Annotated in this window: 24 protein-coding genes; 5 read left to right on the top strand and 19 right to left on the bottom strand. The window is 71.5% G+C overall.

Annotated features, from left to right (window positions below; genetic code table 11):
- Position 1: 1 nt before the first annotated feature.
- The 4 genes from ACTOWY_RS27610 to ACTOWY_RS27595 form a co-directional block, all read right to left on the bottom strand.
- Positions 2–574 carry a sigma-70 family RNA polymerase sigma factor gene (locus tag ACTOWY_RS27610; RefSeq protein ID WP_185000298.1) on the bottom strand — a complete coding sequence of 191 codons (573 nt, stop codon included), beginning with the start codon at positions 572–574 and terminating at the stop codon, positions 2–4.
- A 290-nt stretch (positions 575–864) separates the two neighbouring features.
- On the bottom strand, positions 865–1,461 hold the full coding sequence (locus ACTOWY_RS27605; RefSeq protein ID WP_086781717.1) for a response regulator transcription factor: 597 nt from the start codon (positions 1,459–1,461) through the stop codon (positions 865–867).
- Positions 1,462–1,542: 81 nt separating this feature from the next.
- A complete protein-coding gene (locus ACTOWY_RS27600) occupies positions 1,543–2,463 on the bottom strand; it encodes a hypothetical protein (protein WP_441312532.1) in 921 nt (306 codons plus the stop codon).
- Positions 2,460–3,311: a MerR family transcriptional regulator gene (locus ACTOWY_RS27595; RefSeq protein WP_441312531.1), complete on the bottom strand. Its 852-nt coding sequence runs from the start codon at positions 3,309–3,311 to the stop codon at positions 2,460–2,462. Before ACTOWY_RS27595 ends, ACTOWY_RS27600 begins: the two co-directional genes overlap by 4 nt.
- 327 nt (positions 3,312–3,638) lie before the next feature.
- On the opposite strand from ACTOWY_RS27595, the gene ACTOWY_RS27590 reads away from it, so the two are divergent.
- Entirely contained in the window at positions 3,639–3,947 is a 309-nt protein-coding gene (locus ACTOWY_RS27590) for a WhiB family transcriptional regulator (protein ID WP_185000300.1), read from the top strand.
- 132 nt (positions 3,948–4,079) lie between these two features.
- Here ACTOWY_RS27590 and groL read toward each other — a convergent pair whose 3' ends face one another.
- The 3 genes from groL to ACTOWY_RS27575 form a co-directional block, all read right to left on the bottom strand.
- Positions 4,080–5,699, bottom strand: a complete 1,620-nt coding sequence (gene groL / locus ACTOWY_RS27585) for a chaperonin GroEL (RefSeq protein WP_441312530.1) — start codon at positions 5,697–5,699, stop codon at positions 4,080–4,082.
- A gap of 95 nt (positions 5,700–5,794) precedes the next feature.
- Positions 5,795–6,091, bottom strand: coding sequence for a co-chaperone GroES (gene groES, locus ACTOWY_RS27580; RefSeq protein ID WP_247755615.1), 297 nt, complete (start codon positions 6,089–6,091; stop codon positions 5,795–5,797).
- 132 nt (positions 6,092–6,223) lie between these two features.
- Positions 6,224–7,582 (bottom strand): tetratricopeptide repeat protein, encoded by a 1,359-nt coding sequence (locus tag ACTOWY_RS27575; RefSeq protein WP_441312529.1) that lies wholly within the window; start codon positions 7,580–7,582, stop codon positions 6,224–6,226.
- 162 nt (positions 7,583–7,744) lie between these two features.
- Here ACTOWY_RS27575 and ACTOWY_RS27570 point away from each other — a divergent pair, with 162 nt between their 5' ends.
- Positions 7,745–9,265 carry an alkaline phosphatase D family protein gene (locus ACTOWY_RS27570; protein ID WP_441312528.1) on the top strand — a complete coding sequence of 507 codons (1,521 nt, stop codon included), beginning with the start codon at positions 7,745–7,747 and terminating at the stop codon, positions 9,263–9,265.
- A gap of 39 nt (positions 9,266–9,304) precedes the next feature.
- Here ACTOWY_RS27570 and ACTOWY_RS27565 read toward each other — a convergent pair whose 3' ends face one another.
- On the bottom strand, positions 9,305–9,805 hold the full coding sequence (locus tag ACTOWY_RS27565; RefSeq protein ID WP_441312527.1) for a GNAT family N-acetyltransferase: 501 nt from the start codon (positions 9,803–9,805) through the stop codon (positions 9,305–9,307).
- Positions 9,802–10,071, bottom strand: coding sequence for a type II toxin -antitoxin system TacA 1-like antitoxin (locus tag ACTOWY_RS27560; protein WP_441312526.1), 270 nt, complete (start codon positions 10,069–10,071; stop codon positions 9,802–9,804). The genes ACTOWY_RS27565 and ACTOWY_RS27560 overlap by 4 nt, the downstream gene beginning before the upstream one ends.
- Before the next feature lie 95 nt (positions 10,072–10,166).
- Here ACTOWY_RS27560 and ACTOWY_RS27555 point away from each other — a divergent pair, with 95 nt between their 5' ends.
- Positions 10,167–10,889 carry a M50 family metallopeptidase gene (locus ACTOWY_RS27555; RefSeq protein ID WP_441312525.1) on the top strand — a complete coding sequence of 241 codons (723 nt, stop codon included), beginning with the start codon at positions 10,167–10,169 and terminating at the stop codon, positions 10,887–10,889.
- On the opposite strand, the gene ACTOWY_RS27550 is transcribed toward ACTOWY_RS27555, so the two are convergent.
- On the bottom strand, positions 10,795–11,733 hold the full coding sequence (locus tag ACTOWY_RS27550; protein WP_441312524.1) for a hypothetical protein: 939 nt from the start codon (positions 11,731–11,733) through the stop codon (positions 10,795–10,797). The two genes, ACTOWY_RS27555 and ACTOWY_RS27550, sit on opposite strands and share 95 nt — an antisense overlap.
- A 60-nt stretch (positions 11,734–11,793) precedes the next feature.
- Between ACTOWY_RS27550 and ACTOWY_RS27545 the strand changes: the two genes are divergently transcribed.
- Positions 11,794–12,447 (top strand): MerR family transcriptional regulator, encoded by a 654-nt coding sequence (locus ACTOWY_RS27545; protein ID WP_441312523.1) that lies wholly within the window; start codon positions 11,794–11,796, stop codon positions 12,445–12,447.
- Here ACTOWY_RS27545 and tsaD read toward each other — a convergent pair.
- From tsaD to tsaB, 3 genes are read right to left on the bottom strand one after another with little or no spacing between them, the layout of a single operon-like run.
- Positions 12,435–13,472 carry a tRNA (adenosine(37)-N6)-threonylcarbamoyltransferase complex transferase subunit TsaD gene (gene tsaD / locus ACTOWY_RS27540; RefSeq protein ID WP_441312522.1) on the bottom strand — a complete coding sequence of 346 codons (1,038 nt, stop codon included), beginning with the start codon at positions 13,470–13,472 and terminating at the stop codon, positions 12,435–12,437. The two genes, ACTOWY_RS27545 and tsaD, sit on opposite strands and share 13 nt — an antisense overlap.
- A complete protein-coding gene (rimI, locus tag ACTOWY_RS27535) occupies positions 13,469–13,948 on the bottom strand; it encodes a ribosomal protein S18-alanine N-acetyltransferase (protein WP_441312521.1) in 480 nt (159 codons plus the stop codon). Before rimI ends, tsaD begins: the two co-directional genes overlap by 4 nt.
- The gene (tsaB, locus tag ACTOWY_RS27530) at positions 13,945–14,628 is read right to left on the bottom strand and encodes a tRNA (adenosine(37)-N6)-threonylcarbamoyltransferase complex dimerization subunit type 1 TsaB (protein ID WP_441312520.1); all 684 of its coding nucleotides are present in this window, start codon (positions 14,626–14,628) and stop codon (positions 13,945–13,947) included. Before tsaB ends, rimI begins: the two co-directional genes overlap by 4 nt.
- Positions 14,629–14,765: 137 nt before the next feature.
- Here tsaB and ACTOWY_RS27525 point away from each other — a divergent pair, with 137 nt between their 5' ends.
- Positions 14,766–17,306: a M14 family zinc carboxypeptidase gene (locus ACTOWY_RS27525; RefSeq protein WP_441312519.1), complete on the top strand. Its 2,541-nt coding sequence runs from the start codon at positions 14,766–14,768 to the stop codon at positions 17,304–17,306.
- Between the two features lie 51 nt (positions 17,307–17,357).
- Here the strand turns inward: ACTOWY_RS27525 and tsaE are convergent, their stop codons facing one another.
- The 6 genes from tsaE to aceB all read right to left on the bottom strand — a co-directional run bounded on the left by tsaE (position 17,358) and on the right by aceB (position 24,303).
- Positions 17,358–17,831, bottom strand: coding sequence for a tRNA (adenosine(37)-N6)-threonylcarbamoyltransferase complex ATPase subunit type 1 TsaE (gene tsaE, locus ACTOWY_RS27520; RefSeq protein WP_441312518.1), 474 nt, complete (start codon positions 17,829–17,831; stop codon positions 17,358–17,360).
- Positions 17,828–18,934 carry an alpha/beta fold hydrolase gene (locus tag ACTOWY_RS27515; protein ID WP_441312517.1) on the bottom strand — a complete coding sequence of 369 codons (1,107 nt, stop codon included), beginning with the start codon at positions 18,932–18,934 and terminating at the stop codon, positions 17,828–17,830. Before ACTOWY_RS27515 ends, tsaE begins: the two co-directional genes overlap by 4 nt.
- Positions 18,931–20,073 carry an alanine racemase gene (gene alr, locus ACTOWY_RS27510; RefSeq protein WP_441312516.1) on the bottom strand — a complete coding sequence of 381 codons (1,143 nt, stop codon included), beginning with the start codon at positions 20,071–20,073 and terminating at the stop codon, positions 18,931–18,933. Before alr ends, ACTOWY_RS27515 begins: the two co-directional genes overlap by 4 nt.
- A 16-nt stretch (positions 20,074–20,089) precedes the next feature.
- Positions 20,090–21,394 carry a C4-dicarboxylate transporter DctA gene (gene dctA, locus ACTOWY_RS27505; protein WP_441312515.1) on the bottom strand — a complete coding sequence of 435 codons (1,305 nt, stop codon included), beginning with the start codon at positions 21,392–21,394 and terminating at the stop codon, positions 20,090–20,092.
- A 71-nt stretch (positions 21,395–21,465) separates the two neighbouring features.
- Positions 21,466–22,707, bottom strand: a complete 1,242-nt coding sequence (locus tag ACTOWY_RS27500; protein WP_441312514.1) for a DUF6986 family protein — start codon at positions 22,705–22,707, stop codon at positions 21,466–21,468.
- Positions 22,708–22,719: 12 nt separating this feature from the next.
- On the bottom strand, positions 22,720–24,303 hold the full coding sequence (gene aceB / locus ACTOWY_RS27495; protein ID WP_441312513.1) for a malate synthase A: 1,584 nt from the start codon (positions 24,301–24,303) through the stop codon (positions 22,720–22,722).
- Positions 24,304–24,502 lie beyond the last annotated feature (199 nt).

Genomic DNA, 24,502 nt, shown 5'->3' with positions numbered 1-24,502 from the left:
TTCAGACCACCTCCTCCGGTGCCAAGGTCTTGCGGAGCCTGGCGAGCGCCCGGTGCTGGGCCACCCGCACTGCTCCCGGGGTCGAGCCGACCGCGTCCGCGGTCTCCTCGGCGGACAGCCCGACGACCACCCGGAGAAGCAGGATCTCCCGTTGCTTCGCGGGCAGCACCCGGAGCAACTGGGCCATCCGTTCGGACAGCTCACCGTGCATGGCCCGCTGTTCCGGACCGGCCTCGGTCTCCGGGGCGTCTGGCACCTCGGGGACCGGTTCCGACCGGTTGCGGGCGGCGCTGCGATGCGCGTCAGCCACCTTGTGCGCGGCAATGCCGTACACAAACGCCAGGAACGGGCGTCCCTGGTCGCGGTAGCTGGGCAACGCCGTCAACACGGCGAGACACACCTCCTGGGCAACATCGTCCGCGGAAGCGTACGAACGTTCCTGCCTGCCTACCCGGGCACGGCAGTACCGCACCACCAAGGGACGGATCGACGCCAGCAGACGGCCGATCGACTCTCGGTCGCCGCCGATCGCGGCGCCTACGACGGCGTCCAGTCCGTCCCCCGTGTTGGTCATCGTGGTGAGTAGCCCTGGTGTTACGCGCTGGCGGACTGACATAAAACGATTCACCGACCGTGGCCCGCCCTCCCGGTCCGCTTCACCGTACCCGCCGGGGTGCGGAGAAGAGAGTGCCGGGGCGCAGACCGTGGGGAAAGCGAGACCAGCGCCCAGGGGGTCTGGCCTCGCGCGAATGGGTCACGGGGCGCGCCCGGCGGCGGACCGCCGAACACACCCCGGCATGGCAGCAGGTAGCCCGGCGAGACGCCGAGCTACCTGCTTCGTCAGCGAGTATGTGGCCGCAGCGGTCAGGAGACCAGACCGCGGCGGAAACCGTGCGCGACCGCCTGAGCGCGGTCCCGGACGCCGAGCTTGCGGAACAGCCGCCGCGCGTGCGTCTTCACCGTGTCCTCGGACAGGTACAGCTCGCGACCGATCTGTCCGTTGCTCTTGCCCTGGCTCATGCCCCGCAGCACCTGGAGTTCACGCTCGGTGAGCTGAACGCCGGGGTCGGAGGGCTGCCGGGGAGCGGGCACCGAGGTGCTCGCCAGGGTGTGCGCCAGCGCGGCGACGAGTTCAGGCCGCGAGGCGTCCCAGCGCAGGTAGCCGCGGGCGCCGCCGGCGATGGCCGCGGCGATGCTGCCCGCGTCGTCCGGAGCGCCGAACACGATCACGTTGGCCTGCGGGTGCGCCGAGACGAGACGCCGAGTGGCCTCCACCCCGGTCGGCACCGCGCGCTGGGTTCCCACCAGGACGACGTCGACCGCCTGCCGGGAGAAGCGCGCGAGCAGCTCGTCGCCGTGACCGACACAGTCGATGCGGCTGACCCCAGGGACGGCCGACATCACGCGAGTGAGACCCTCCCGGACGCTTCGCCGGTCATCACAGATCAAGACCGTCGTCACCGGGGACTCCTTCCTACAGCTGAGTGACGTTCCAACTCCCCTATCGGACGCTGACGGCGGAACCTTGACACGATCTGGTGCTTAATCCGTCAAGAAATTCATCCGGCTGGCCGCATCCCCCGGTTCACTAGAACGGAGCAACCACGAGGGTAACCACGCTGATCGGGCGGCCAACCGCCGTCCGGACGCGTCAGTCCGGCCTAACACCGTGGTCAGAGCCTCGCGAGCGCCATTCCGGTGATATCCGACCCGATCGGGTTCTGCCTCCGAGAGCAGTAACGCAGAGGGCCAGACGAGCGGCAGCAGGCCGTGCCGACCCCCGTTTTTGATCACCCTGCGTAGAAAATCCACTCCGGTGGGTAACCCGAGGACCTGCTGCGTCACGCCCTGGACCAGCTCTGACTTGGTTTGATGCCGCACCGAAGACGCGGTGTGAGCTAGCTCACATGCGCGTTTACTCGCTGGTAGGGCCTGGTGCGGCGCCCCTTGGGCGAGGGCGATCTCGGCCGCCACCCACCCGATCCGGACCCGTGGCCGCCAGCCGGGGTCACTTCCGAGAGTCGAAACCGCTTCGCCGTGCAGCCGGGCCGCCGCGCTCAGCCTGCCGCGGCCGATCGCGTCGGCCGCCAGACCGAGCAGGACGTCCACGACCACCGAGCGCAGCGGCTCGGGTGCGGACGGCGCGATCGTGTCCGGGGTGAGCGGGTAGAGCCCCGCGTGGGCCAGCCTGCGCAGCGCCTCCCCGTCGTGGCCCGCGGCCGCGGTGTGCGCGCCGAGCTGGCGGCGGTGCGAGGCCAGCGCGGTCCAGGCGGCCGCGGCCAGCACCGGGTCCCGGCCCTGTCCCAGCCGGGTGAGGGTGGTCAGCGCGGCGGCGTAGTGGCCCTGACCGCCGAGGGCGACCGCGGCGTACCAGGCGGCCCAGCCCCCGGCCGCGGCCTCGGCGAAGACGTTGTCGGCCGGGCGGTCGCCGAAGGCGGCCGCCCGCACCCGGTCCAGGTTCACCCCAGCGATGCTGCCAGTCGTTGCACCGCGTCACCCGGGCCGCCCACCCGGCGCACCTGCGGCGGCAGCTCGATCTCGGCCCAGCCCGGCCCGGCCGCGAACAGCGGGACCCGGCCCCTGGTCCGGTGGAAGAAACGGGGTTCGGCCTGCTCAGGGCAGCCTGCCCAGAGCAGGATCGCGGCCGGGGACAGCCTGCGCACCAGCGCGGCCAGCGCCTCGGCCGGGAAGGCGGCCAGCAGCACCGTGTGCGGGATGCCGCGCTGGGCCAGCGCGGCGGCCAGCACCCGCGGCGGCAGCGCGCCGGGGTCGGCGCAGAACAGCAGCACCGGGTTGTCGGTGGCCGGCAGCGGGGCGCCCACCTCGGCGGCGGCCAGCGCGGCCCGCACGCACTGCCCGGCCAGGTGGCTCACCGGCGGCAGCCCGCGCTCGGCCAGCGCCGCCAGCACCGGCCCGGCCAGCAGCTCCCAGGTGCGAGTCACCCCGTCCTCGGCGATCGCCTCGGCCAGCACCTCCTGCGCGGCGGCGGCGTCCATGGCCAGCAGCGCCCGGCCCAGCCCCCTGGCCCGGCGACTCGCTCCCGGCAGCCGCAGGCCGCGGCCGATCCGGTGCGCCGAACTCCGCGGCGGCTCGGCGGGTGGCTCGGTGTCCTCGGCGGTGCTGCGGGCGTAGCGGGCGGCCTCGGCCGGGGCGGCCCCGCGCAGCAGCGCGCGGTGCATCCGCTCCAGCCGGGCGATGTCGGCCGGGCCGTAGCGGCGGTGCCGTCCGGTGGTGTGCCCGCCGGGGCCGAGGCCGTAGCGGCGGTCCCAGGTGCGCAGGGTGGCCGGGGCCACGCCGAGCCGGGCGGCCATCGCGGCCACGGTCAGCCGGAGGGAGGACTCCTCGTCGCCAGTTCTCGGGACGAGGTCGGGCGACGTGGCATTTTGCCGCGTCGGCCGGGGTATACCCGGACCTGTCGATCTCGTCACGTGTTCAGTTTCAGGTCGGGGTCACCCGGTCGGCAACCTGAGTCAGGTGGCGCAGGCCGTTGACATGCCGTTTTGATCACCCGGCGTTGAACTAGGTCTGACGAGCCGAGCGATTGAACAAGTATTGGCGCGGTTCTACGGTTGATCAAGGTTAGATCCGGGCACCCCACGGCACGACGACACATCAACTCCGGCAAGAAGGTGGTCGCGATGGCTGACACCCGGCGACTCCCCGGCCCGAACGCGGACCTGTGGGACTGGCAGTTGCGCGGCTCCTGCCGCGGTATGGACAGTGCGTTCTTCTTCCACCCCGACGGTGAGCGGGGACCAGCAAGGGCACGGCGCGAGGCCAAGGCAAAAGCGGTGTGCGAGGCGTGCCCAGTGCTCGCCCAGTGTCGTCGGCACGCCCTCGCCGTCCAGGAGCCGTACGGCATCTGGGGCGGCATGTCGGAGGCCGAACGAGAGTCGATCATCAGCAACCGCCGGCGCAAGCTGGCCCTGACCCCAGCTTCGGCCTGATACCGCCGAAGTCCGCCGCCACAACCAGCGCAGCCACCGCTCAACCCCTCTTGACGACTTAGGGCGACACCCCCGGATCCGGGAGGTGCCGCCCTTGTCGTTTGTCAGCCGTGCTTCGTTACCCCGTGAAGGTCAGTGGCCGTGCCCGTGACCGTGGCCGTGGCCACCGGCGGGCTCGTCGTCCCTCTTCTCCACCACGGACGCCTCGGTGGTGAGCACCATCCGGGCGATGGAGGCGGCGTTGGCCACCGCGGAGCGGGTGACCTTGACCGGGTCGACCACACCGGCGGCGAGCAGGTCGCCGTAGGTGAGGGTGGCCGCGTTGAAGCCCTGGCCCCACTCGCCTTCCTGGACCTTGTTCACCACGACGGAGCCTTCCATCCCGCCGTTGGCCGCGATCCAGTACAGCGGCGCGTTCAGCGCCTCACGCACGATGGCCACACCGGTGGCCTCGTCGCCGGTCAGGCCGAGGTTGCCTGCCAGCTCCTTGGCCGCGTGCACCAGGGCGGAACCGCCGCCGGGCACGATGCCCTCCTCGACCGCGGCCTTGGTGGCGGCGACCGCGTCCTCGATGCGGTGCTTGCGCTCCTTCAGCTCGGTCTCGGTGGCCGCGCCGACCTTGATCACCGCGACGCCACCGGCCAGCTTGGCCAGCCGCTCTTCGAGCTTCTCGCGGTCCCAGTCGGAGTCGGAGGCCTCGATCTCGCGGCGGATCTGCTCGACCCGCGCCTCGAGGTCAGCCTTCTCGCCACCACCGTCGACGATGGTGGTGGTGTCCTTGGTGACCACGACCCGGCGCACCTTGCCGAGCACCTCGAGACCGACCTCGGACAGCTTCAGGCCGACCTCGGGGGCCACGACCTGACCACCGGTGACGGCGGCGAGGTCGTCCAGGAACGCCTTGCGGCGGTCGCCGAAGTACGGCGCCTTGACCGCGGTGACCCGCAGCGTCTTGCGCAGGGAGTTGACCACCAGGGTGGACAGCGCCTCGCCCTCGACGTCCTCGGCCACGATCAGCAGCGGCTTGCCGGCCTCGACGGTCTTCTCCAGCACCGGCAGCAGATCGGCCAGCGCGGAGATCTTGTCGCGGTGCAGCAGGACGAAGGCGTCCTCCAGCACAGCCTCCTGCGCCTCCGCGTCGGTGGCGAAGTAGGCGGAGATGTAGCCCTTGTCGAACTGCACCCCCTCGGTGACCTCAAGCTCGGTGAGCAGGCTGGAGGACTCCTCGACGGTGATCACACCGTCCTCGCCGACCCGCTCGATGGCCTCACCGAGCAGCGCGCCGATGGACTCGTCGCGGGAGGCGACGGTGCCGACCTGGGCGATGTTGTCGCGACCCTTGACCGGGGTGGCGCGCGCCTTGAGCGCCTCCACCACGGCGTCGGAGGCTGCCTGGATGCCGCGGCCCAGCGAGGCCGGGTTCGCGCCGGCGGCCACGTTGCGCAGACCCACCCGGACCATGGCCTGGGCGAGCACGGTGGCGGTGGTGGTGCCGTCGCCTGCCACGTCGTTGGTCTTGGTGGCGACGGTCTTGGCCAGCTGCGCGCCCAGGTTCTCGAACGCGTCCGGCAGGTCGATCTCACGCGCGATGGTCACGCCGTCGTTGGTGACGGTGGGCCCACCGAACTTCTTGTCCAGCACGACGTGCCGGCCACGCGGGCCAAGGGTGACCTTGACCGCGTCGGCCAGCTGGTTCACCCCGCGCTCGAGCGCCCGGCGAGCCTGCTCGTCGAAGCTGATGTGCTTAGCCATCTTCTTCCCATCTCCTTCTCGTGCCCTGCACGTAGAACCGCCCCGTGACCCCGGAAGGGGCCGCCGGGGCGGATCACATGCTCAGCAGCAGGTCGTCACTTCTGGATGACGGCCAGCACGTCGCGGGCGGAGAGGATCAGGTACTCCTCGCCGTTGTACTTGACCTCGGTGCCACCGTACTTGGAGTAGATGACGACATCACCGACCTCCACGTCCACCGGGACGCGGTTGCCCTTGTCGTCCACGCGACCCGGCCCAACGGCCAGGACGGAGCCCTCCTGGGGCTTCTCCTTGGCGGTGTCCGGGATGACGATGCCGGACGCGGTCGTCGTCTCGGCCTCGCTCGCCTGGACGAGGATCTTGTCCTCGAGCGGCTTGATGTTCACGCTCACCGGTTTGACCTCCGTAGGTCTTCGAAAGCGTTGGCAGGTAGTTGAGTTACGGCTCCTACCATCCCGTCGTCGCGGGTGCCGGGGCGGTGAAGCGCCGTTCGATTGGCACTCTACCCCTGAGAGTGCCAACGCTCAACGACGACCCCTGGGAATGAGTGAGCGGTATCTCTCCGCCTCGGCTGCCAGCCCCCTGGCCGTGGCGAGTTCCGCGAGGTCACGATACGCACCCGGCTCACCCGCCGTGACCAGACCCAGCAGTTCGGTCTCGGCCTCGGCCAGCCTGCCGTCGGCCCAGAGCAGGTGCGCCAGGTTGTACCGGGCCAGGTCGTCCCCGCAGGCGATGGCCGTGCGGTAGATCTCCTCGGCCGCGGCGGAGTCGCCGAGGTGCTCGCTGTAGTAGTTGCCGAGGGAGTTGACCGCCTCGCTCTCCCCTGCGGCGATGCCCGCGCGCAGCAGTTCCACCCCGGCTGGCTCGCGGCCGGTGTCGATGAGCTGGTCGGCCAGCTGCACCCGGGCCATGGCCAGGTCGCCGGGGTGGGTCAGCTCGGCCATCGCCCGCCACAGGATCTGCTCGGCCTCGGTGCGCCGGTCGTCCAGCTCGGCGATCTCGGCCGCCTCGAAGAAGGTCTCCGCGTCGCCCAGGCCCATGCCCAGGTCGAGGGCGGCGAACATCTCCCGGCGTTCGCCCAGGTCGCGGTGGGCGCGGGCGAGCTGGGCGTAGGCCTCGGACAGCCCGGCCGTGGCGGCCTCGGTGAAGATCGCGACCGCGTCCCTGGCCCGGTGGTTGCGGCGGAGCAGGCGGCCGAGCTTGAGCAGGGCCTGGCGTTCACCCAGGTCGATGGCCCGGCGGAAGGCGGGCTCGGCCCGGTCCGCGGCGTGCCAGTCCTCGTCCAGCAGCAGCGCGTACTGGTAGGCGGAGTGCCGCTGGCCACGGGCGGCGCCCTCGGCGAGCAGGGTCTCGGCCTCGGCGGCGCGGGTGTCGAAGCGCAGCACGATGCCCAGTTCGGCGCGGGCGCAGTCGGCCAGCACCGGGTCCTCGTCGGTGAGCAGCTCGCGCAGCAGCCGTTCCTGCTCGCCGGGTTCGCCGTCGGCCTCGGCGAGCTGGGCCTGGCCCATCACCGCCCACTTGTCGCCGAGCCGGGCGGCCACGGCGAGCTGCTCGCGGGCCTCCTCGGTGTACTGACCCAGTTCGATCAGCGCCATGCCCAGCGCCTGGTGCGCCTCCAGGCAGCCGGCCACCACGGCCTTGCGGTAGCTGTGCACGGCCGCGCGCAGCAGGTCCCGGTCGCGGCCGGGCAGGTAGCGCTGGCGCAGCACGTTGCCGAGGTTGTAGTGGGCGTGCTCGCCACCGGCGGCGATGGCCCGGCGGAAGCAGTCCTCCGCGGCGGGCCAGCGCTTCTGGTCGGCCAGCGCCATGCCCAGCTCGTTCCACTGCATGGCGGTGGCCCCGTCGCGCTCTGCCCGGCGCAGCCGGTCATCCAGCCAGCTCATGGCTCAACCGTAGGCCCGGAGTTGCCGGAAATTAACCTCGCCGTGCCGATGTGGCTACCGATCGTGGCTGGCGGATGTCATCGGCGCGGGCATGGGATCAGAGGGTTCCCCCTGCTTCACGGGTCGACCCTGACAAGCAGGTCTCCGAAGGAGGTTCCCACCATGCGAGTGAATCGACGCACGGCCCTGCTCGGCGGTGCCGCAACCCTGGCTTTGACCACCGCGCTGCCCGCCGTCGCCGCCCCTGCCCGCAAGCTGATCGACCCGTTCACCCTGGGCATCGCCTCGGGCGACCCGACCCCCGACGGCGTGGTGCTGTGGACCCGGCTGGCGGTGTCCCCGCTCAACGAGGACGGGCTGGGCGGTATGCCGGACCGGGTGGTCCCGGTGCACTGGGAGGTGGCCGAGGACGAGCGGTTCCGCCGGATCGCCCGGCGCGGGGTGGCGCACGCCCGGCCGGAGTCCGGGCACACCGTGCACGTGGAGGTCGGCGGCCTGCGCGCGGGCCGGGAGTACTGGTACCGCTTCCGCACCGGCGGCGAGATCTCCCCGGCCGGCCGGACCCGCACCGCGCCCGGTCCGGAGGTGCTGCGCTCGGAGCTGACCATGTGCTTCGCCTCCTGCTCGCACTACGGCCAGGGCTACTTCACCGCCTACCGCCGCCTGGCCGAGGACCACCCCGACCTGATCCTGCACCTGGGCGACTACCAGTACGAGTACGCCGCCGGGGCCAACGAGGTGCGCAAGGTGCTCGGCCCGGAAACCCGCACCCTGGCCGACTACCGGCTGCGGCACGCCCAGTACAAGACCGACCCGGACCTCCAGCTCGCGCACGCCACCGCACCCTGGGCGGTCGTCTGGGACGACCATGAGACCGAGAACAACTGGGCCGACGAGGTCCCCGAGCAGCCCGACCCGGACTTCCTGGCCCGCCGCGCGGCCGCGTTCCAGGCCTACTACGAGAACATGCCGCTGCGCCGGACCTCGAAGCCCAACGGCATCGACCTCCAGCTCTACCGGCGGATCCGCTGGGGCGGGCTGGTCGACTTCCACCTGCTCGACACCCGCCAGTACCGCAGCGATCAGGCTTGCGGCGACGGGGTGAAGGCGGGCTGCGAGGCCAGGCTGGACCCGACCCGCTCGATCACCGGCGCGGACCAGGAGCGCTGGCTGCTGGACGGCCTGCGCCGGTCCAGGGCCCGCTGGAACGTGCTGGGCCAGCAGGTCTTCTTCGCCCAGATCGACCTCACCCCCGGCACCCCAGAGGGCTTCAACATGGACGCCTGGGACGGGTACAAGGTCAACCGGGACAGGATCGCCGCCGGGCTCGGCCAGACCCGCAACGCGGTGGTGCTCACCGGCGACGTGCACCGGCACTGGGCGGCCGACATCAAGGCCGCCTACGGGGATCCGGCCTCGAAGACGGTGGGCGTGGAGCTGGTCACCACCTCGATCACCAGCGGCCGGGACGGCAACGACGATCCGAACGCGGCGGTGCTCGCGGAGAACCCGCACGTGAAGTTCCACAAGAACCGGCGCGGCTATGTGCGGACCAAGTTCACCGCGGGTGAGCTGCGCGCGGACTACCGGACCCTGCCGTATGTGACCAGGCCGGACGCCCCGGCGGAGACCGCGGCCAGCTTCGTGGTCCAGGACCGGCAGCCGGGACTGCACCGCGCATGACCCGTCACCACCGCCAGCCATCAAGACACTTCGCAGGGCTCAGCGCCCAAATGCCTGCCGAAGGGTGCTGATCTTGACAACCAGTCGCCTTGGGTTGTCCCTGACGGGCTGGAAGTCGTATTTCCGGTAGAACTTGGCTGCTTGATCGTCAATCGCGTCCACCACGACGAGACGACCCGAGGCAAGGTCGGCGGCCGCGAGAATCCGGTCAAGGGCGTCGTGCAGGAGTTCGCCACCTAGCCCCTGACCATGCAGCTCCTGATCAAGAGCCAGCTTGGCCAGCAGGTACGCCGGAATGACACCCACGCCCCCCGACATCCCCCTGGACACCTCGTCCCGGCTCACCTGGTGGGGAGTGATCGCGTAGTACGCGACTACCCGATCACTCCCCGACGGTACCCACACATACGTTCTGGCAGTGCCTGAGCCAGTCGCGCGCAGCGCCTGCCCCGTCAGCCAGTCGTTCAACTCGGGAACACCACAGTCAAACCGCGAAAGCGAATGGTGTTCGGCGAGCGATTCCGAGATCCAGTCGGTCACTTGCGCACATACCTCCGGCCACGCTTCCCCAAGTGGGCCAGCGCAGGCGCTTCGTCAGCTGTTTCGAGAGACGCGAAAAGCTCATCGAACTGCTCGGCGGGCATCATGGTCACGTCTGCCCTTGCCAAGACTCGATCAGCCGCGGCAGTGGCCGCATCCACGACGAACGCGCTCACGGATTCCCTGTTCAGCATGGCCGCACGCTCAATACGAGCCTTGCTCTCGGCATCAAGCCGGAACTCGACCCGCGCTTCCTTGATCGTCATCTCAGTCACCTCCCGCCATCAGTGTACGGCGATTGTACGGAACTGGCGAGCCTGTCCGACGCTGGCCCCACCTGCTGTCTGGTAGCAGTGGGGGCGTGGACTTCTGGGAACGGCTGATCAGCGTGCAACCGGCGCCGCCGCAGTGGGTCGTACTGGTGACGGCGCTGGTGGCGCTGATCGTGGTGCTGGCCAACGGGCCGTGGCTGCTGGCGCGCAACGTGGTGACGATCGTGCACGAGGCCGGGCACGGGCTGATCGCGGTGCTGGTCGGACGGCGGTTGAGTGGCATCCGGCTGCACTCGGACACCTCGGGGGTGACCACCTCCCGGGGCAGGCCGACCGGCCTCGGCATGATCCTCACCGTCCTTGCCGGGTACATCGCGCCGTCCCTGCTCGGGCTTGGCCTGGCCGCGCTGCTCGGCGCGGGCATGATCACGCTGCTGCTGTGGGTGTGCACCGCGTTGCTGCTGCTGGTGCTGATCATGATCCGCAATGTCTACGGCGCACTGTTGCTGCTGGTCACCGGCGGTGCGCTGGTGGCGGTCTCGGTGCTGGCGGACAGTGCGGTGCAGGCCGGGTTCGCCTACCTGGTGACCTGGTTCCTGCTCATCGGCGGGGTGCGGCCGGTGCCGGAACTGCAACGCAAGCGGCGGCGCGGCCGGGCCAGGGACTCCGACGCGGACCAGCTCGCCCGGCTCACCGGCCTGCCCGGGATCCTCTGGGTCACCGTGTTCGGGCTGGTGGCGCTGGGTGCGCTGGCGCTGGGCGGGAACTGGCTGCTGGCCGAGGTGCTCGACGGCTGGTCGCTGCGGCCGTGACCGCCGCGGCGAGCAGGCCGAGTGCCAGCACCGCCAGCGCGGTCAGGGTCAGCGTGTCCGGGCGCAGCAGTGGCTGGCCGCGCAGGGCCTGCCAGGTCACCAGGGCGAGCAGGCCGAGGTAACCGGCCCCGGCGATGATCACCAGCCGGGCCCGCAGCAGCGCGGGCAGGCGCAGTGCGGTGAGCAGCAACAGGAACAGCGGCAGCGCCTGCAGCGCGTGCATGCCGAGGAAGTGCGGGACGCGCAGGTCGCCGCCGGTGCTGCTCCAGCCGGTCAGCGCCAGTCCTGGATCGCTGTCGGGGGCGCCGACGCTGTGCGCGCCGATCACCGGGCCCGGCACCCGCTGGCCCGCCGTGGGCAGCACCATCAGGCCGCCCATGGCCAGGCCGAGCAGGGAGATGCCGGTGCCCAGCCGCAGGGCCCAGCGCCGCGCGGCGTCGGCGATCGGCGTGCGCAGCACCCGCAGGGTCAGCGCGGCCGTGCCCAGCCAGAGCACCACCACCGCGATCCCCATGGCCAGGTAGAGCGCGGTGTCCAGCGGGGTGGCCAGGTTGAAGTGGCTGGGCCGCCCGCGCAGCGCCTGGCCGAGGATGATCGCGAAGTCGAAGATCATGATCACCGCGGCCAGCAGGCACCAGCGCTGCGCACCCCTGCCCAGCAGCGAGGCCAGCCAGGCCCAGGTCACCCCGTAGAGCGCGTTGGACACCGCGAACTTGAACGGTTTGAGCCACAGCGGCGCGCCGAGCACGGTCCGCTCGTCCAGGGCCAGTCCGGCCAGGCAGACCAGCGCCAGCACCGCCATCGCGGCCGAGCAGATCAGTAACGGGCGATGCCAGTCGGTCATATCCCCTCCAAATGGAAAGTCCTACTTTCCGTTTTGGAAAGCTACGCTATCCATATGGCGGTGACAAGTAGGTTGACCGGCATGCGGATGGCGGAGCTGAGCGCCGAATCGGGCGTCCCGGTCGGGACGATCAAGTTCTACCTGCGCGAACAGCTGCTGCCGCCGGGTGAGCGGACCAGCCCGAACCAGGCCCGCTACTCCGCCGACCATGTGCGGCGGCTCAAGCTGGTCCGGGCGCTGATGGAGACCGGTGGTTTCTCGGTGGCCGAGGTGCGCCGGGTGGTCGACTCGCTGGACAACCGCGCCGGGCTGTTCGACACCCTGGCGGTGACCCAGTACGGCCTGACCCACCCGGCCACCGAGGACGCGGACTGGGCTTACGAGCGGCTGCGGGTGGCCGCCGCCGACCGGGGCTGGGTGATCGATCCGGCCGATCCGGCCGGGCGCACCGCGGCCGGGTTGCTGAACACCTTCCGCGAACTCGGCCACGAGCGGTTGCTGGACAAGCTGGAGCGCTACGTCGAGCTGGCCGAGGACGTGGCCAAGGCCGATCTGGACCAGCTGGACGGGCTGGCCAGCCCGGAGGCGGTGGTGGAGACCGCGGTGGTGGGCACCGTGCTCGGCGACGCGCTCTTCGCCGCGCTGCGCCGCCTCGCCCAGCAGCAGGAGGCGGCCAGGCGGTACGGCTCAGGCAAGTCGGCTCAGGAGCCGTAGACCAGCGGCAGCGACGGATCGGCGGACAGCGTCAGCGGCGACGGGTCCGCGCCCGCGGCCACCACGTGCGCGCCGAGCGCGGCGATCATCGCGCCGTTGTCGGTGCACAGCCGGGGCCGGGGCACCCGCAGTTCGATGCCCGCGGCGGCACAGCGTTCGCGGGCCAGTTCGCCAAGGCGGGAGTTGGCCGCGACGCCGCCGGAGATCACCAGCGTGCCCACGCCCAGTTCCTTGGCCGCGCGCACCGCCTTCATGGTGAGCACGTCGGCGACCGCCTCCTGGAAGCTGGCCGCGACATCGGCCACCGGCACCGGCTCGCCCGCGCGCTCGCGCTTCTCCACCCAGCGGGCGACCGAGGTCTTGAGGCCGGAGAAGGAGAACCCGTGCCTGGCATCCCTGGGGCCGGTGAGCCCGCGCGGGAAGTCGATGGCCTTGGGGTTGCCGGTCCTGGCCAGCTTGTCGATGGGCGGACCGCCCGGGTAGGGCAGGTCGAGCAGCCGGGCCACCTTGTCGTAGGCCTCGCCCGCGGCGTCGTCGATGGTGGAGCCGATCTCGGTGATCTTGCGGACCAGGTCGTCCACCAGCAGCAGCTGGCTGTGCCCGCCGGAGACCAGCAGGGCCAGGCAGGAGCTGGGCAGCGGACCGTGGTCCAGGGTGTCCGCGGCCACGTGCCCGGCCAGGTGGTTGACGCCGTAGAGCGGTTTGCCCGCCGCGCTGGCGTAGGCCTTGGCCGCGGACACGCCCACCATCAGCGCCCCGGCCAGGCCCGGCCCTGCGGTGACCGCGATGGCGTCCACATCGGACAGTGACAGCTTCGCGGTGTCCAGGGCCCTGCGCATGGTCGGCACCATGGCCTGCAGGTGCGCGCGGCTGGCGATCTCGGGCACCACGCCGCCGAAACGGGCGTGCTCCTCGACACTGGAGGCGACCTCGTCGGCCAGCAGTTCGAGGTGACCGTCCGGACTCCGGCGGACGATGCCGACGCCGGTCTCGTCGCAGGAGGTCTCGATGCCGAGCACGATCATGCGGTCCTCCCCGCGGTCTCGGCGGGGGCCAGCCGCCGCATGGTGAAGGCGTCCGCGCCGGAGGGCTGGTAGTAGCGCCTGCGCACGCCGAGCTTCTCGAAGCCCTGCCGCTCATACAGTGCGATGGCCGGCTCGTTGTCGGTGCGCACCTCCAGGAACACGGTGGCGCCGACCTGCGCCACGTGCGCCAGCAGATCCAGTAACAACGCCTTGCCGATGCCGTTGCCCTGCCAGTCCGGGTGCACCGCGATGGTGTGCACCTCCGCCTCGGCCTGCGGCGGGCCGACCAGCAGCGCGATGCCCGCGTAGCCGATCAGCTCATCCCCGGCGTAGGCGCCGACGTAGTGGTGCCCGCCGTCGAGTTCGGCGGCGAAGGCGGCTGCCGACCAGGGGTCGTCCCCGGCGAACAGCTCCGCCTCCATTTCCGCGCAGCGCTTGAGGTCCCGCTTGCGCAACGGTCCAATGTGGACTGTCATGCCGGGCTCACCCGCTTGCGCGCGGCGGGTTCCACCGCGTCGGGGCGGCGCAGGTAGAGCGGGATCAGCGGGGCTGGTGCACCGCCGAGCGCGGACTCGGCGGCGCGGAGCAGTCCGAGCGGGGTGGGGTAGTCCGCGTCCAGTGGCTTGAGCCCGAACAGGTCCGCGTGCTGGGCGGCGACATGCCCGGCGACCTGGGTGATGCCCAGTCCGGCCAGTTCCCCGGCGAGCAGTTCGGCGATCACGTCGGGCCGTTCCACCCGGGGGCCGGTGACGTTGCGGCCGTCGGCGTCGTAGGCGGAGAAGTACAGCTCGCGGCGGCGGGCGTCGGTGACCACGAGCAGTCCGGCCTCGGCCCGCGCCCCGGCGGCGATCGCGTCCAGGGTGCTCACCGGGTGCACCGGCTTGTCCAGGGCGTGCCCGAACGCGGCCGCGGTGACCATGCCGGCCCGCAGGCTGGTGAACGGGCCGGGCCCGACCCCGGTGACGATCGCGGACAGCTCGCTCAGCGCGATCCCGGCGGCCTCGGCGGCCTGGTGGATCTGCGGGGTGAGCAGCTCACCGGCGGCCCTCGGGTCGACGGTCACCTGCTCGGCGAGCAGCCGCGGACCGGAGCCGGTCAGCGCGAGCACCCCCGCGGTGATGGCGGGGGTGGCGGTGTCCAGGGCGAGCACGAGCACGCGGCCAAGCCTACGAGACCTGGGATGCCGAGGGTCGTCCGAGGTCTTGACCAGCCGATCGGCCAGCGGCTAAGCACGACCCGACATCCGGACTCTGGGGAGGCACACTCGTGCTGACAAGCCGTAGAAGACACCGTGTGACGGTGTTTGCCGCCGCGGTGCTCACCGCGGGCACCGCCCTTTTGGGCACACCTGCCGTCAACGCCGCCCCCGCCCAGCCGGAGCGGGTGACCAAGGGCGAGGACCCGGCCAACGGGCCGGAGCGCAATGAGATCGCGGCCACCGACACCGCGACCGGGCGCAGCGGGCTGCTGCGGGCCTTCGGCGAGAACAAGGTCACCAAGAAGGACGGGTACCCGCGGCAGACCCAGCTCCGGGTCTATCCAGAGGACCCCAGCGACTCCTCGATCAAGCTGGGCCTGGCCCCGTACCACTCGATCGCGCCCAAGCTGAACGAGATCCAGCAGCGCAGCGACCGGGTGTCGGTGGAGGTGATCGGCCAGTCCGGTCTGGGCCGGGACCTGTACCTGGTCACGCTGACCGCGCCGGAGCGCGCGCACGAGACCCGGCAGCAGGACGCCTGGCGCGAGGAGATCGAGAACAACCCGCGCTCGGCGGCTCGGGACAACCGGCTGCGCCGGGAGTACAAGGCGCCGGTGTGGATCAACGGAAATATTCACGGCGACGAGTACGAGGGCACCGACGGCGCCCTGCGGATGATCGACTACCTGGCCACCACCGGTGATCGCAAGGCCCTGGACCTGCTCAAGCAGCACCGGGTCTACTTCAACGTGACCGCGAACCCGGACGGCAGGGTGACCGGGGTGCGGCCGAACGCGAACAACTTCGACCTCAACCGCGACTTCGTCACCTCCGCCCAGCCCGAGGGCAGGGCGATGCGGGACATCGCGATCCGCACCCAGCCGGTGGCCATGCTGGACGAGCACGGCTACGTCGGCGGCACCCTGATCGAGCCGACCGGCCCGCCGCACGGCCAGAACTACGACTTCGACCTCTACATCAAGCACGGCTACGCCAACGGCCTGAAGATGGAGCAGGGCGTCAAGGCGCTCGGCCACGCCGAGGCGCAGAACGTGCAGATCCCGTTCCGGGACTACCCGGTCGGCGAGTGGGACGGCTGGGCGCCGGTGTTCACCGCGCAGTACGCCATGTTCCACGGCGCGGTCTCCTACACCATCGAGATCCCGTTGCAGGTCAACCGCGGCGCGTACCAGAGCCTGCCGGTGAGCGAGCTGCGCCGCCGGTCCTCGATCAACACCGACGTGGTCGAGTCCACCATCCGCAGCACCCTGGACTACGTCTCGGCCAACCGCGCCGACCTGGTGGCCAACCAGATCGAGATCTTCCGCCGCGGCGCGGCCGGTGAGGCACTGCGGCCGATCCCGGACGGGTTCGTGCCCGGCTTCGGCCCGGAGGACCGCTACAGCACCAAATTCCCGCGCGCCTACGTCATCCCGGCAGGCGGCACCCAGCGCTCCGGCTCGGCCGCGGCCCGGCTGGTGGACCACCTGGTCGCGCACGACGTCAAGGTGACCAGGGCCGAGCGGGCCTTCCAGCTCAACGGCCGCGGCTACCCGGCTGGCTCCTACGTGGTGGACATGCACCAGCCGAAGCGGGCGCTGGCCAACGTGATGCTGGAGCAGGGCGGGGACGTCTCCGAACGCGCGCCGCTGATGTATGACATCTCCGGCTGGAGCCACCGCCTGCTCTGGGGCGCCTCGGTGGACGTGGCGGTCTCCGGCGACCTGCGGGTGCAGGGCAAGCCGGTGGTCGTGGCCGCGCCGACCGGCGGGGTGGACGCCGCGCCGGGCAAGGACCTCACGCTGACCGTGCGGGACGGCAAGGACGCCAGTGCGATCAACGATCTGCTCGGCCGGGGCATCGAACTGCGCCGCCGCGCGGACGGTTCGATCATCGTGCCCGCCGCCGCGCGAGTGGACGCGATCCAGGTGGCCGACCGCCACGGCGTGCGCTTCGGCCTGGCCGCCGCCGGTGAGCCTGGCAGCCCGCTGCGCAGGCTGACCATTGCCGCCGCGGTGGGTCCGGATGAGCTGTTCGCGTTGCGGGACATGGGCTTCGACGTGCGACCGGTGTCCACCACGGTGCTCAACAACGGGTTCGACCTGAGCCGGGTGGACGTGCTGTTCGCCTCCTCCGGCCTGTCCTTCACCGGCCTCAACCCGGCCGCGAAGACCGCGCTGCAGGCGTTCCTGGCCAAGGGCGGCGTGGTCACCCGCGGCGCCACCGGCAGCGCGTTCAACAGCCAGGCCGGCCTGCTGCCGGTCAAGGCGGTGCAGGGCAAGGGCGATGCCAACGGCGTGGTCACGGTGGCCAACAACGCGGCCGGGGTCATCGGCGCCGAGGCGCTGCCCAACTCCTTCATCTACTCGCCGCAGTGGTTCACCGAGATCGGCGCCGGGGTGACCGTGGAACAGCGCTACGGCACCGGGAACCCGCTCGCCTCCGGGCACTGGACGTCCAATGAGGACGGTTCCGGCGGTCCGGCGGCGGCCGGTGGCCAGGCCGCGGTGGTCTCGGGCGCCGACGAGTCCGGCGCACGGGTGGTGCTCTTCGGCACCGAGCCGATGTTCCGGGCGCACCCGAAGGGCCTGTACAGCCAGGTCGCCAACGCCATCTACTGGTCGGCGACCCGCTGAGCGATCCGGGGTCCGGTGGGGTCACGCCCCGCCGGATCCCGGCCGCGGGCCTCAGCCCTGCCGGAGCCCGGCCAGCAGCCGGGGTGTGCCGGAGACGGTGGCCACCCTGGTCTCGTCCTCGCGGCGGTCCAGCCGGATGAGCAGGTGTTGCTCGGCCAGGCCCTCGGCCACGCCCTCGCCCCACTCGACCACGACCGCCGAGGTGCTCAGGTCGGTCTCCAGGTCGAGGTCCTCCAGCTCGTCGAAACCGCTGAGCCGGTAGGCGTCCACGTGCACCAGCGGGATGCCGCGCTCGCCCGGCTTGTGTGCCCTGGCGATCACGAAGGTCGGCGAGCTGACCTGCCCGCGCACCCCGAGTCCGGCACCGATTCCCCTGGTCAGCGCTGTTTTCCCGGCGCCGAGCGGCCCGGCCAGCAACACCAGGTCACCCGCGGTCAGCAGCGCGCCCAGCCGGGCGCCGAACGCCTCGGTGTGTGCCACCTCCGGCAGCTCGATAGTCCACAGTGCACTGTCCACAGTGGTCATGCCCTTCGCCACCAGCGCTTTCCGCCGCCGCTGCTGGCGCAGCGGTGGATGAGTTCGGTCAGTTTCCCGGTCACCAGGTCGGCCTGTTCCAGCATCACCATGTGCCCGGCCCCGGAAGCCCGCACCAGTTCGGCGTCGGGCAGTTCGGCCGCGATGGCCTCGGAGTGCGAGAACGGGGTCAGCCGGTCCGCGTCGCCGCCCAGCACCAGCACCGTGCAGTGCCGCAGCCCGGCCAGTGCCGCGTACCGGTTGTGCGTTTCCAGGGTGGGCAGGAAGTCGGTCATCACCTCGACCGGGGTGTCGTCGATCATCCGGTCCATGAAGTCGACCAGCGAGGGGCTCACCTCGCGGTCGCCGAAGGCCAGTCGCCGCACCACGCTCCAGGTGATCTCGCCGCCCACCCGGCGCACCCACTCGACCACGCCGGGCAGCGTGCCGGCGATCTTGCCGACACCCAGGGTCACCGGGTTGTACCGGGACAGCACCGGGCGGGGCAGGCCGGAGCTGCCCACCTTGCCCGCGGCGGTGCCGATCAGCGCGACCCCGCGCACCCGCTGCACGAACAGCTCGGGCTGCTGCTCGGCCAGCGCCATGATGGTCATGCCGCCCATGGAGTGGCCGACGAGCACCAGCGGGCCGTTCGGCGCGATCGCGCGCAGCACCGCGTCCAGGTCCTTGCCGAGCTGCTCGATGGTGGCCAGGTCCCGGCCGGACCGGCCAGAGTGGCCGTGCGAGCGCTGGTCGTAGAGCACCAGCCGGACCCGCGGATCGACGAGTCCGGGCAGGTCGCGGCGCTGGAAGTGCCAGCAGCGGCGGTCCAGGGTGTAGCCGTGCACCAGCACCACGGTCAGCTCGGCCTTGCCGCCGTCGGCTGGGTCGATCTCCTCGACCACGATCGGCGTGCCGTCGTCGGCGGCCACCGTGGACTGCCGGTCCGGCCGCAGCTCGCCCAGCGGCTCGTCGGCGAACGGGTCGGCCTCGGCGCCGTCCTCGCGCTGGGCCTTGATCCGGCGGGTCTGGGTGGCCGCGCCGACCGCGCCCGCGCCCACGGCCGCGCCGAGCACGCCGCCCGCGATGCCGACGGCGCGCCAGATCCGGTTCATCCGCGACCCCGGTAGCTGCGTTTCACCCGCGGCCGGTACATGCCGGTGACGATCTCGTAGTGGATGGTGCCGATCTTGTCCGCCCACTCCTGCGCGGTGGGTTCGCCCTGGTCGCCGGGACCGAACAGGATGACCTCGTCGCCCTCGGCCACCTCGGCCTCCCCGCAGTCCACCACGATCTGGTCCATGCAGACCCGGCCGACCACCGGCAGCCGCCTGCCGTTGATCTGCACGTCCATCCGCCCGGACAGCGCCCTGGGCACGCCGTCGGCGTAGCCCACCGGCACCAGGGCCAGGCTGGTCTCCACCGGCGCGGTCCAGGTCAGGCCGTAGGACACGCCGGTGCCCGCGGGCACCCGCTTCACCCTGGCCACGCTGGAGCGGAAGGTCATCGCCGGGCGCAGATGCTCGCCGCCGTGGCCGGGCACCGGGTTGAGGCCGTAGCCCGCGATACCCACCCGGACCAGGTCGAAGTGCAGGTCGTCGCGCAGCAGGGTGGCCGCGGAGTTGGCCAGGTGGCACAGCGGGGTCAGGCCCAGCTCGACCGCGAGCCGGTAGGCGTGCAGGAAGATCTGGTACTGCTGGCCGGTGGCCGTGCTGGCCGGTTCGTCCGCGCTGGCCAGGTGCGACCACAGGCCGATCACCTTGAGCACGCCGTCGGCCTGGGCCTTGGCCGCGGCCTCGAACAGGCCCCGCCAGCGGCCGGGCTCGGCCCCGTTGCGGGACAGGCCGGTGTCGACCTTGAGGTGGATCCGGGCGACCCGCCCGGTCGCCCCGGCGCCCGCGAGCACCCTGGTCAGCTCGGCCATCGAGGACACCGACAGGTCGATATCGGCGGCGATGGCCTCGGTGAAGTCCTGCTCGGCCGGGTACAGCCAGCACAGCAGCGGTGCGGTGATCCCGGCGGCCCGCAGTTCCAGGGCCTCCTCGATGGCGGCCGTGCCCAGCCAGGTGACCCCGGCGGTGAGCGCGACCCTGGCCACCTCGACCGCACCGTGCCCGTAGCCGTCGGCCTTGACCACGGCCATGGTGGCCGCCTCGGACTCGGCGGCGAGCGCGGACAGGTAGGCGTAGTTGTGCCGCAGCGCGTCCGTGTCGATCACGGTCTCGGCGCGGGCGGCGCGCGTCTGGTCAGCCATAACACCCTCAATGGTGTCACAAGGAGCGCTCGGGCTTCCCGGCGAAGGCGGCCCGCGCGGCCTGGGTGTCGAGTCCGTCCTCCCATTTGGCGACGACGAAGGTGGCCACGCAGTTGCCGAGCAGGTTGGTCACCACCCGCATGGTGTCCATGATCCGGTCCGCACCGAGTAGCAGCGCGACCGCGCCTGCCGGGATCACCCCGACCGAGGCGGCGGTGGCCGAGAGCGCCAGGAAGGCCGAGCCGGGGATGCCCGCCATGCCCTTGGAGGTCAGCATCAGCACCAGCAGCACGGTGAGCTGCTGCCCGATGGTCAGCTCGATGCCCACCGCCTGGGCCATGAACAGGGTGGCCAGCGAGAGGTAGATGGAGGCGCCGTCGAGGTTGAAGGAGTAGCCGGTGGGCAGCACCAGCCCGACCGCCTCCGGTTTGCAGCCCGCCGCGCGCAGCTTGTCCATCATCCGCGGCATCACCGACTCGCTGGAGGCGGTGCCGATGGCCAGCACGAACTCGGCCCGGGTGTAGCGCACGAAGGCCCACAGGCTCAGCCCGGTGAGCACTCGCAGCAGCAGCGCGAGCAGCACGATGAACAACGCGGCCGCGCCGTAGCTGACCCCGATCAGCTTGCCGTAGGTGACCAGCGAGGACAGCCCGTACTGGCCGATCAGGTAGGCCAGCGAGCCGAACACCGCGATCGGGGCCAGCCGCATCACGTAGCCGACGATCTTGAAGATCACCTCGCCGGCCTGCTCGACGAAGGCGAGCACCAGCGGCGCCCTGGCCGGCCCGAGGTGCACCAGCGCCGCGCCGAAGAGCACCGCGAACAGCAGCACCTGGAGCAGCTGGTTGTCCGCGAAGGCGCCGATCACGCTCTCCGGCACCACGTGCAGCAGGAACCCGCCGACGCCGGGCAGCGCCGCGCCGCCGGTCTTCTTCTCCACCGCCGAGGAGTCCAGGGTGGCCGGGTCCACGTTGAGGCCGTCGCCGGGCCGCACCAGGTTGCCCAGCACCAGGCCGAGCAGCAGGGCCAGGGTGCTGACCACCTCGAAGTAGATCAGCGCCTTGAGCCCGATCCGGCCGACTGAGCGCAGGTCGCCCGCCTTGGCGATGCCGGTGACCACCACGCAGAACACCAGCGGCGCGATGATCATCTTGATCGCCCGGATGAAGGCGTCGCCGAGCAGTTTCAGCGCCGCGCCGAACTCCGGCCACAGCACCCCGACCAGGATGCCCAGCACCGCGGCCAGCAGCACCTGGAGGAATAACGAGGACAGGATCCGACGGGTCCGGGAAACCGCTTCCACGGGGGTGTCTGTGGCCATGGGCGGACCCTGCCTTTCCCACGTTGCGCTCAGGTTTCGACCGCGAGAACCAGCCGGTCGGCCGGAGTGGCTCAGCCCACCCGGCGCCGGGCCAGCGCGTCCAGCTCGGCCCGGTCCGCACCCACCGCCGCGGTCACCTCGGCCGACTCCAGCGCCCCGCAATCCAGGCCGCGGACCAGCGCGATCGCCAGCGCCTGCGCGGTGGCCGGTTCGTCCAGCACGGTCCCGGCGATCCGCTCCCGGTAGCCGCGCAGCCGCGCGGCCGCGGCCGGGAAGGCCTCCCGGTAGAAGGCGTAGGTGGCCAGGAACCGGGTCGGCAGCTGGTGCGGGTGCAGGTCCCAGCCCTGGTAGTAGGCGCTGTCCAGGGAGCGGCGGATCAGCAGGGCGTGCAGCCGCCAGCCCGCGTGCACCTCGGCCGCCCCGCCCACCGGCAGGATGTTGGTGGAACCGTCGGAGAGCCGGACCCCGGTGCCCGCGGCGGCCAGCAGCATCACCATCTTGGCGTGGTCGGCCACCGGGTGCGCCATGCTCTGCAGCGCCGCGGTGACCCCGCAGGCCGCGCTGTAGTCGTAGGTGCCGTAGTGCAGGCCGACGCAGCGGCGTTCGCTGGCGTGCACCATCTCCGCGACGGTGGCCCGCCCGTCCGGCCCGAGGATGGCCTGGGTGGTCTCGATCTGCAGCTCGAACTTCAGCTCGCCCTCGGCCAGCCCGAACTCGCGTTCCAGTCGCTCGCACAGCCACACCGCGGCCGAGACCTGGCTGACCGAGGTGACCTTGGGGAAGGTGATCACGAACCCGGGCAGTCCGGACCCGTCCAGCAGTTCGGTCAGGAACAACGCCAGGCTGCGCAGCCCGCGCCGGCGCAACGCCGGTTCCAGGCCCTTGGGCCGCACGCCGAAGAACGGCGGCGCGGTGCCCGCCGCCAGGTCCGCGCGCAACGCCCGCCCGGCCGAGCGGGCCGCCGCGTCCTCCTCGGCCTCGCCGGGCGCGCCGAAGCCGTCCTCCAGGTCCACCCGCAGGTCCTCGACCGGCTCCGCGCTCAGCTTGGCCAGCACCCGGCCGCGCAGCTCCGCCGCGCCCTGCACGCCGGTCGCCGCCGCCAGCGCGGCCCCGTCCGGCGCGTGCTCGGCCAGCACCGCCCTGGCCTGGGCGCCCCAGGCGGCGGCCAGGCCGGGCCGGACCCGGTCGGCTGGCACGTAGACGGTGTGCACCGGCTGCCGCCCGCCGGGATCGCCCGGGTAGGCCCGTTCCCGCTCGTAGTCCACAGTGGACAGTTGCTGGTCCAGCTCGCTCGCGATCCCGTCCAGATCCACTGTGGACTCTCCCTAGCTGGTCACGATGCGCTGGTAGGCAGGCAGGGTGAGGAAGTCCGGGTAGTCCTTGGCCAGGGTGACCTGCTCGAACAGATCGGCCGCCGCGTCCAGGTTGGGCAGGCGCTCCCCGCGCAGGTGCGCGGTGATCTCGGCGAGCACCCGGCGCACCAGGTCGGCGGTGACCGGCTCGCCGGTGTCAAGGCCGACGTCGTTGTAGATCCACTGCCAGAGCTGGGACCGGGAGATCTCCGCGGTGGCCGCGTCCTCCATCAGGTTGTGGATGGCCGCCGCACCGTTGCCTGCCAGCCAGGAGGCGATGTAGCGCACCCCGACGTCCACCGCGCTGCGCAGCCCGGCCAGCGTGGCCGAGCCGTCCGCCGAGGCCACGTCCAGCAGCTGCTCCGCCTTGACCTGCACGTCGTCCCTGGTCCGGGCGAGCTGGTTGGGCGCCTCGCCCAGCTTGGCGTCGAAGACCTCGCGGCAGACCGGCACCAGGTCCGGATGCGCCACCCAGGACCCGTCGAAGCCGTCCTCGGCCTCGCGCTGCTTGTCCTCGCGCACCTTGGCCAGCGCGGTCGCGGTGACCTCGGGATCGCGCCGGTTCGGGATGAACGCGGCCATCCCGCCCATGGCGAAGGCGCCGCGACGGTGGCAGGTGCGCACCAGCAGTTCGGTGTAGGCACGCATGAACGGCGCGGTCATGGTGACGCTGTTGCGGTCGGGCAGCACGAACTCGGGCCCGGCGTCCCGGAAGGTCTTGATGATGCTGAACAGGTAGTCCCAGCGGCCCGCGTTCAGCCCGGAGGCGTGCTCGCGCAGCTCGTAGAGGATCTCGTCCATCTCGAAGGCGGCCGGGATGGTCTCGATCAGCACGGTGGCCCGCACGGTGCCCAGCGGGATGTCCAGCTCGGCCTGGGCCTGGGTGAACACGTCGTTCCACAGCCGGGCCTCAAGGTGGCTCTCCAGCTTGGGCAGGTAGAAGTAGGGGCCACTGCCGCGGGCGATCAGCTCGGCGGCGTTGTGGAAGAAGTACAGCCCGAAGTCCACCAGCGCGCCGGCCACCGGCTCGTCGTCGACCAGCAGGTGCGCCTCGTCCAGATGCCAGCCGCGCGGCCGCACCACGATCACCGCGTGCCCGCCCTCCGGGCTCAGCGCGTACCGCTTGCCCTCCGGCGTGCTCAGCTCGATCGTCTTACGCACCGCGTCGGCCAGGTTGACCTGCCCGGAGACCACATTGCACCAGTGCGGGGTGTTCGCGTCCTCCAGATCGGCCAGCCACACCTTGGCCCCGGAGTTGAGCGCGTTGATCGCCATCTTCCGCTCGGTCGGCCCGGTGATCTCCACCCGCCGGTCCCGCAGATCAGCGGGCGCCTCGGCGACCCGCCACTCCGACTCGCGGATCTCCCGTGTCTCCGGCAGGAAGTCCAGCCGCCGGTCCCCGGATGCCTGGGCCCGCCGTTCGGCCCGCCGGGCGAGCAACTCGGCCCGCCGCGCCCCGAACGCCCGGTGCAACCCGGCCACGAACTCCAAGGCGGCCGGGGTGAGCACCTCCTCGCCCCGCTCCACCGACTCGCCCAAGACGCGGACCTGACTCATCCACTCACCCCGCTGTGTCCGAAGCCGCACACCTGGGCTCACCCTATGGACATCGGGGGGCTGTCGGCACCCTCAAATGGTCATCGAACTGCCGGTTTTCTACCTGAATCCAGCCGCTACCCGCAGGGTTCCGGGTGGCAATTGCCAATCGCCATCTCCCGGTTGTGGATAAGTGGGCCAAACCCCGAAGAGGGCCTGG

Origin of the sequence: Crossiella sp. CA198, from assembly GCF_052078295.1 — a bacterium.
Taxonomy (GTDB): domain Bacteria; phylum Actinomycetota; class Actinomycetes; order Mycobacteriales; family Pseudonocardiaceae; genus Crossiella.
The sequence above is the reverse complement of the archived record's forward strand: the minus strand, read 5'-3'. Positions and strand labels throughout refer to the sequence as shown.

Coding starts and splice junctions, on each gene's coding strand:
- ACTOWY_RS27610 (WP_185000298.1), bottom strand. CDS start 574: ATGACCAACACGGGGGACGGACTGGACGCCGTCGTAGGCGCCGCGATC.
- ACTOWY_RS27595 (WP_441312531.1), bottom strand. CDS start 3,311: ATGGCCGCCCGGCTCGGCGTGGCCCCGGCCACCCTGCGCACCTGGGAC.
- ACTOWY_RS27590 (WP_185000300.1), top strand. CDS start 3,639: ATGGCTGACACCCGGCGACTCCCCGGCCCGAACGCGGACCTGTGGGAC.
- groL (WP_441312530.1), bottom strand. CDS start 5,699: ATGGCTAAGCACATCAGCTTCGACGAGCAGGCTCGCCGGGCGCTCGAG.
- ACTOWY_RS27575 (WP_441312529.1), bottom strand. CDS start 7,582: ATGAGCTGGCTGGATGACCGGCTGCGCCGGGCAGAGCGCGACGGGGCC.
- ACTOWY_RS27570 (WP_441312528.1), top strand. CDS start 7,745: ATGCGAGTGAATCGACGCACGGCCCTGCTCGGCGGTGCCGCAACCCTG.
- ACTOWY_RS27560 (WP_441312526.1), bottom strand. CDS start 10,071: ATGACGATCAAGGAAGCGCGGGTCGAGTTCCGGCTTGATGCCGAGAGC.
- ACTOWY_RS27550 (WP_441312524.1), bottom strand. CDS start 11,733: ATGACCGACTGGCATCGCCCGTTACTGATCTGCTCGGCCGCGATGGCG.
- tsaD (WP_441312522.1), bottom strand. CDS start 13,472: ATGATCGTGCTCGGCATCGAGACCTCCTGCGACGAGACCGGCGTCGGC.
- rimI (WP_441312521.1), bottom strand. CDS start 13,948: ATGACAGTCCACATTGGACCGTTGCGCAAGCGGGACCTCAAGCGCTGC.
- tsaE (WP_441312518.1), bottom strand. CDS start 17,831: ATGACCACTGTGGACAGTGCACTGTGGACTATCGAGCTGCCGGAGGTG.
- ACTOWY_RS27515 (WP_441312517.1), bottom strand. CDS start 18,934: ATGAACCGGATCTGGCGCGCCGTCGGCATCGCGGGCGGCGTGCTCGGC.
- alr (WP_441312516.1), bottom strand. CDS start 20,073: ATGGCTGACCAGACGCGCGCCGCCCGCGCCGAGACCGTGATCGACACG.
- dctA (WP_441312515.1), bottom strand. CDS start 21,394: ATGGCCACAGACACCCCCGTGGAAGCGGTTTCCCGGACCCGTCGGATC.
- aceB (WP_441312513.1), bottom strand. CDS start 24,303: ATGAGTCAGGTCCGCGTCTTGGGCGAGTCGGTGGAGCGGGGCGAGGAG.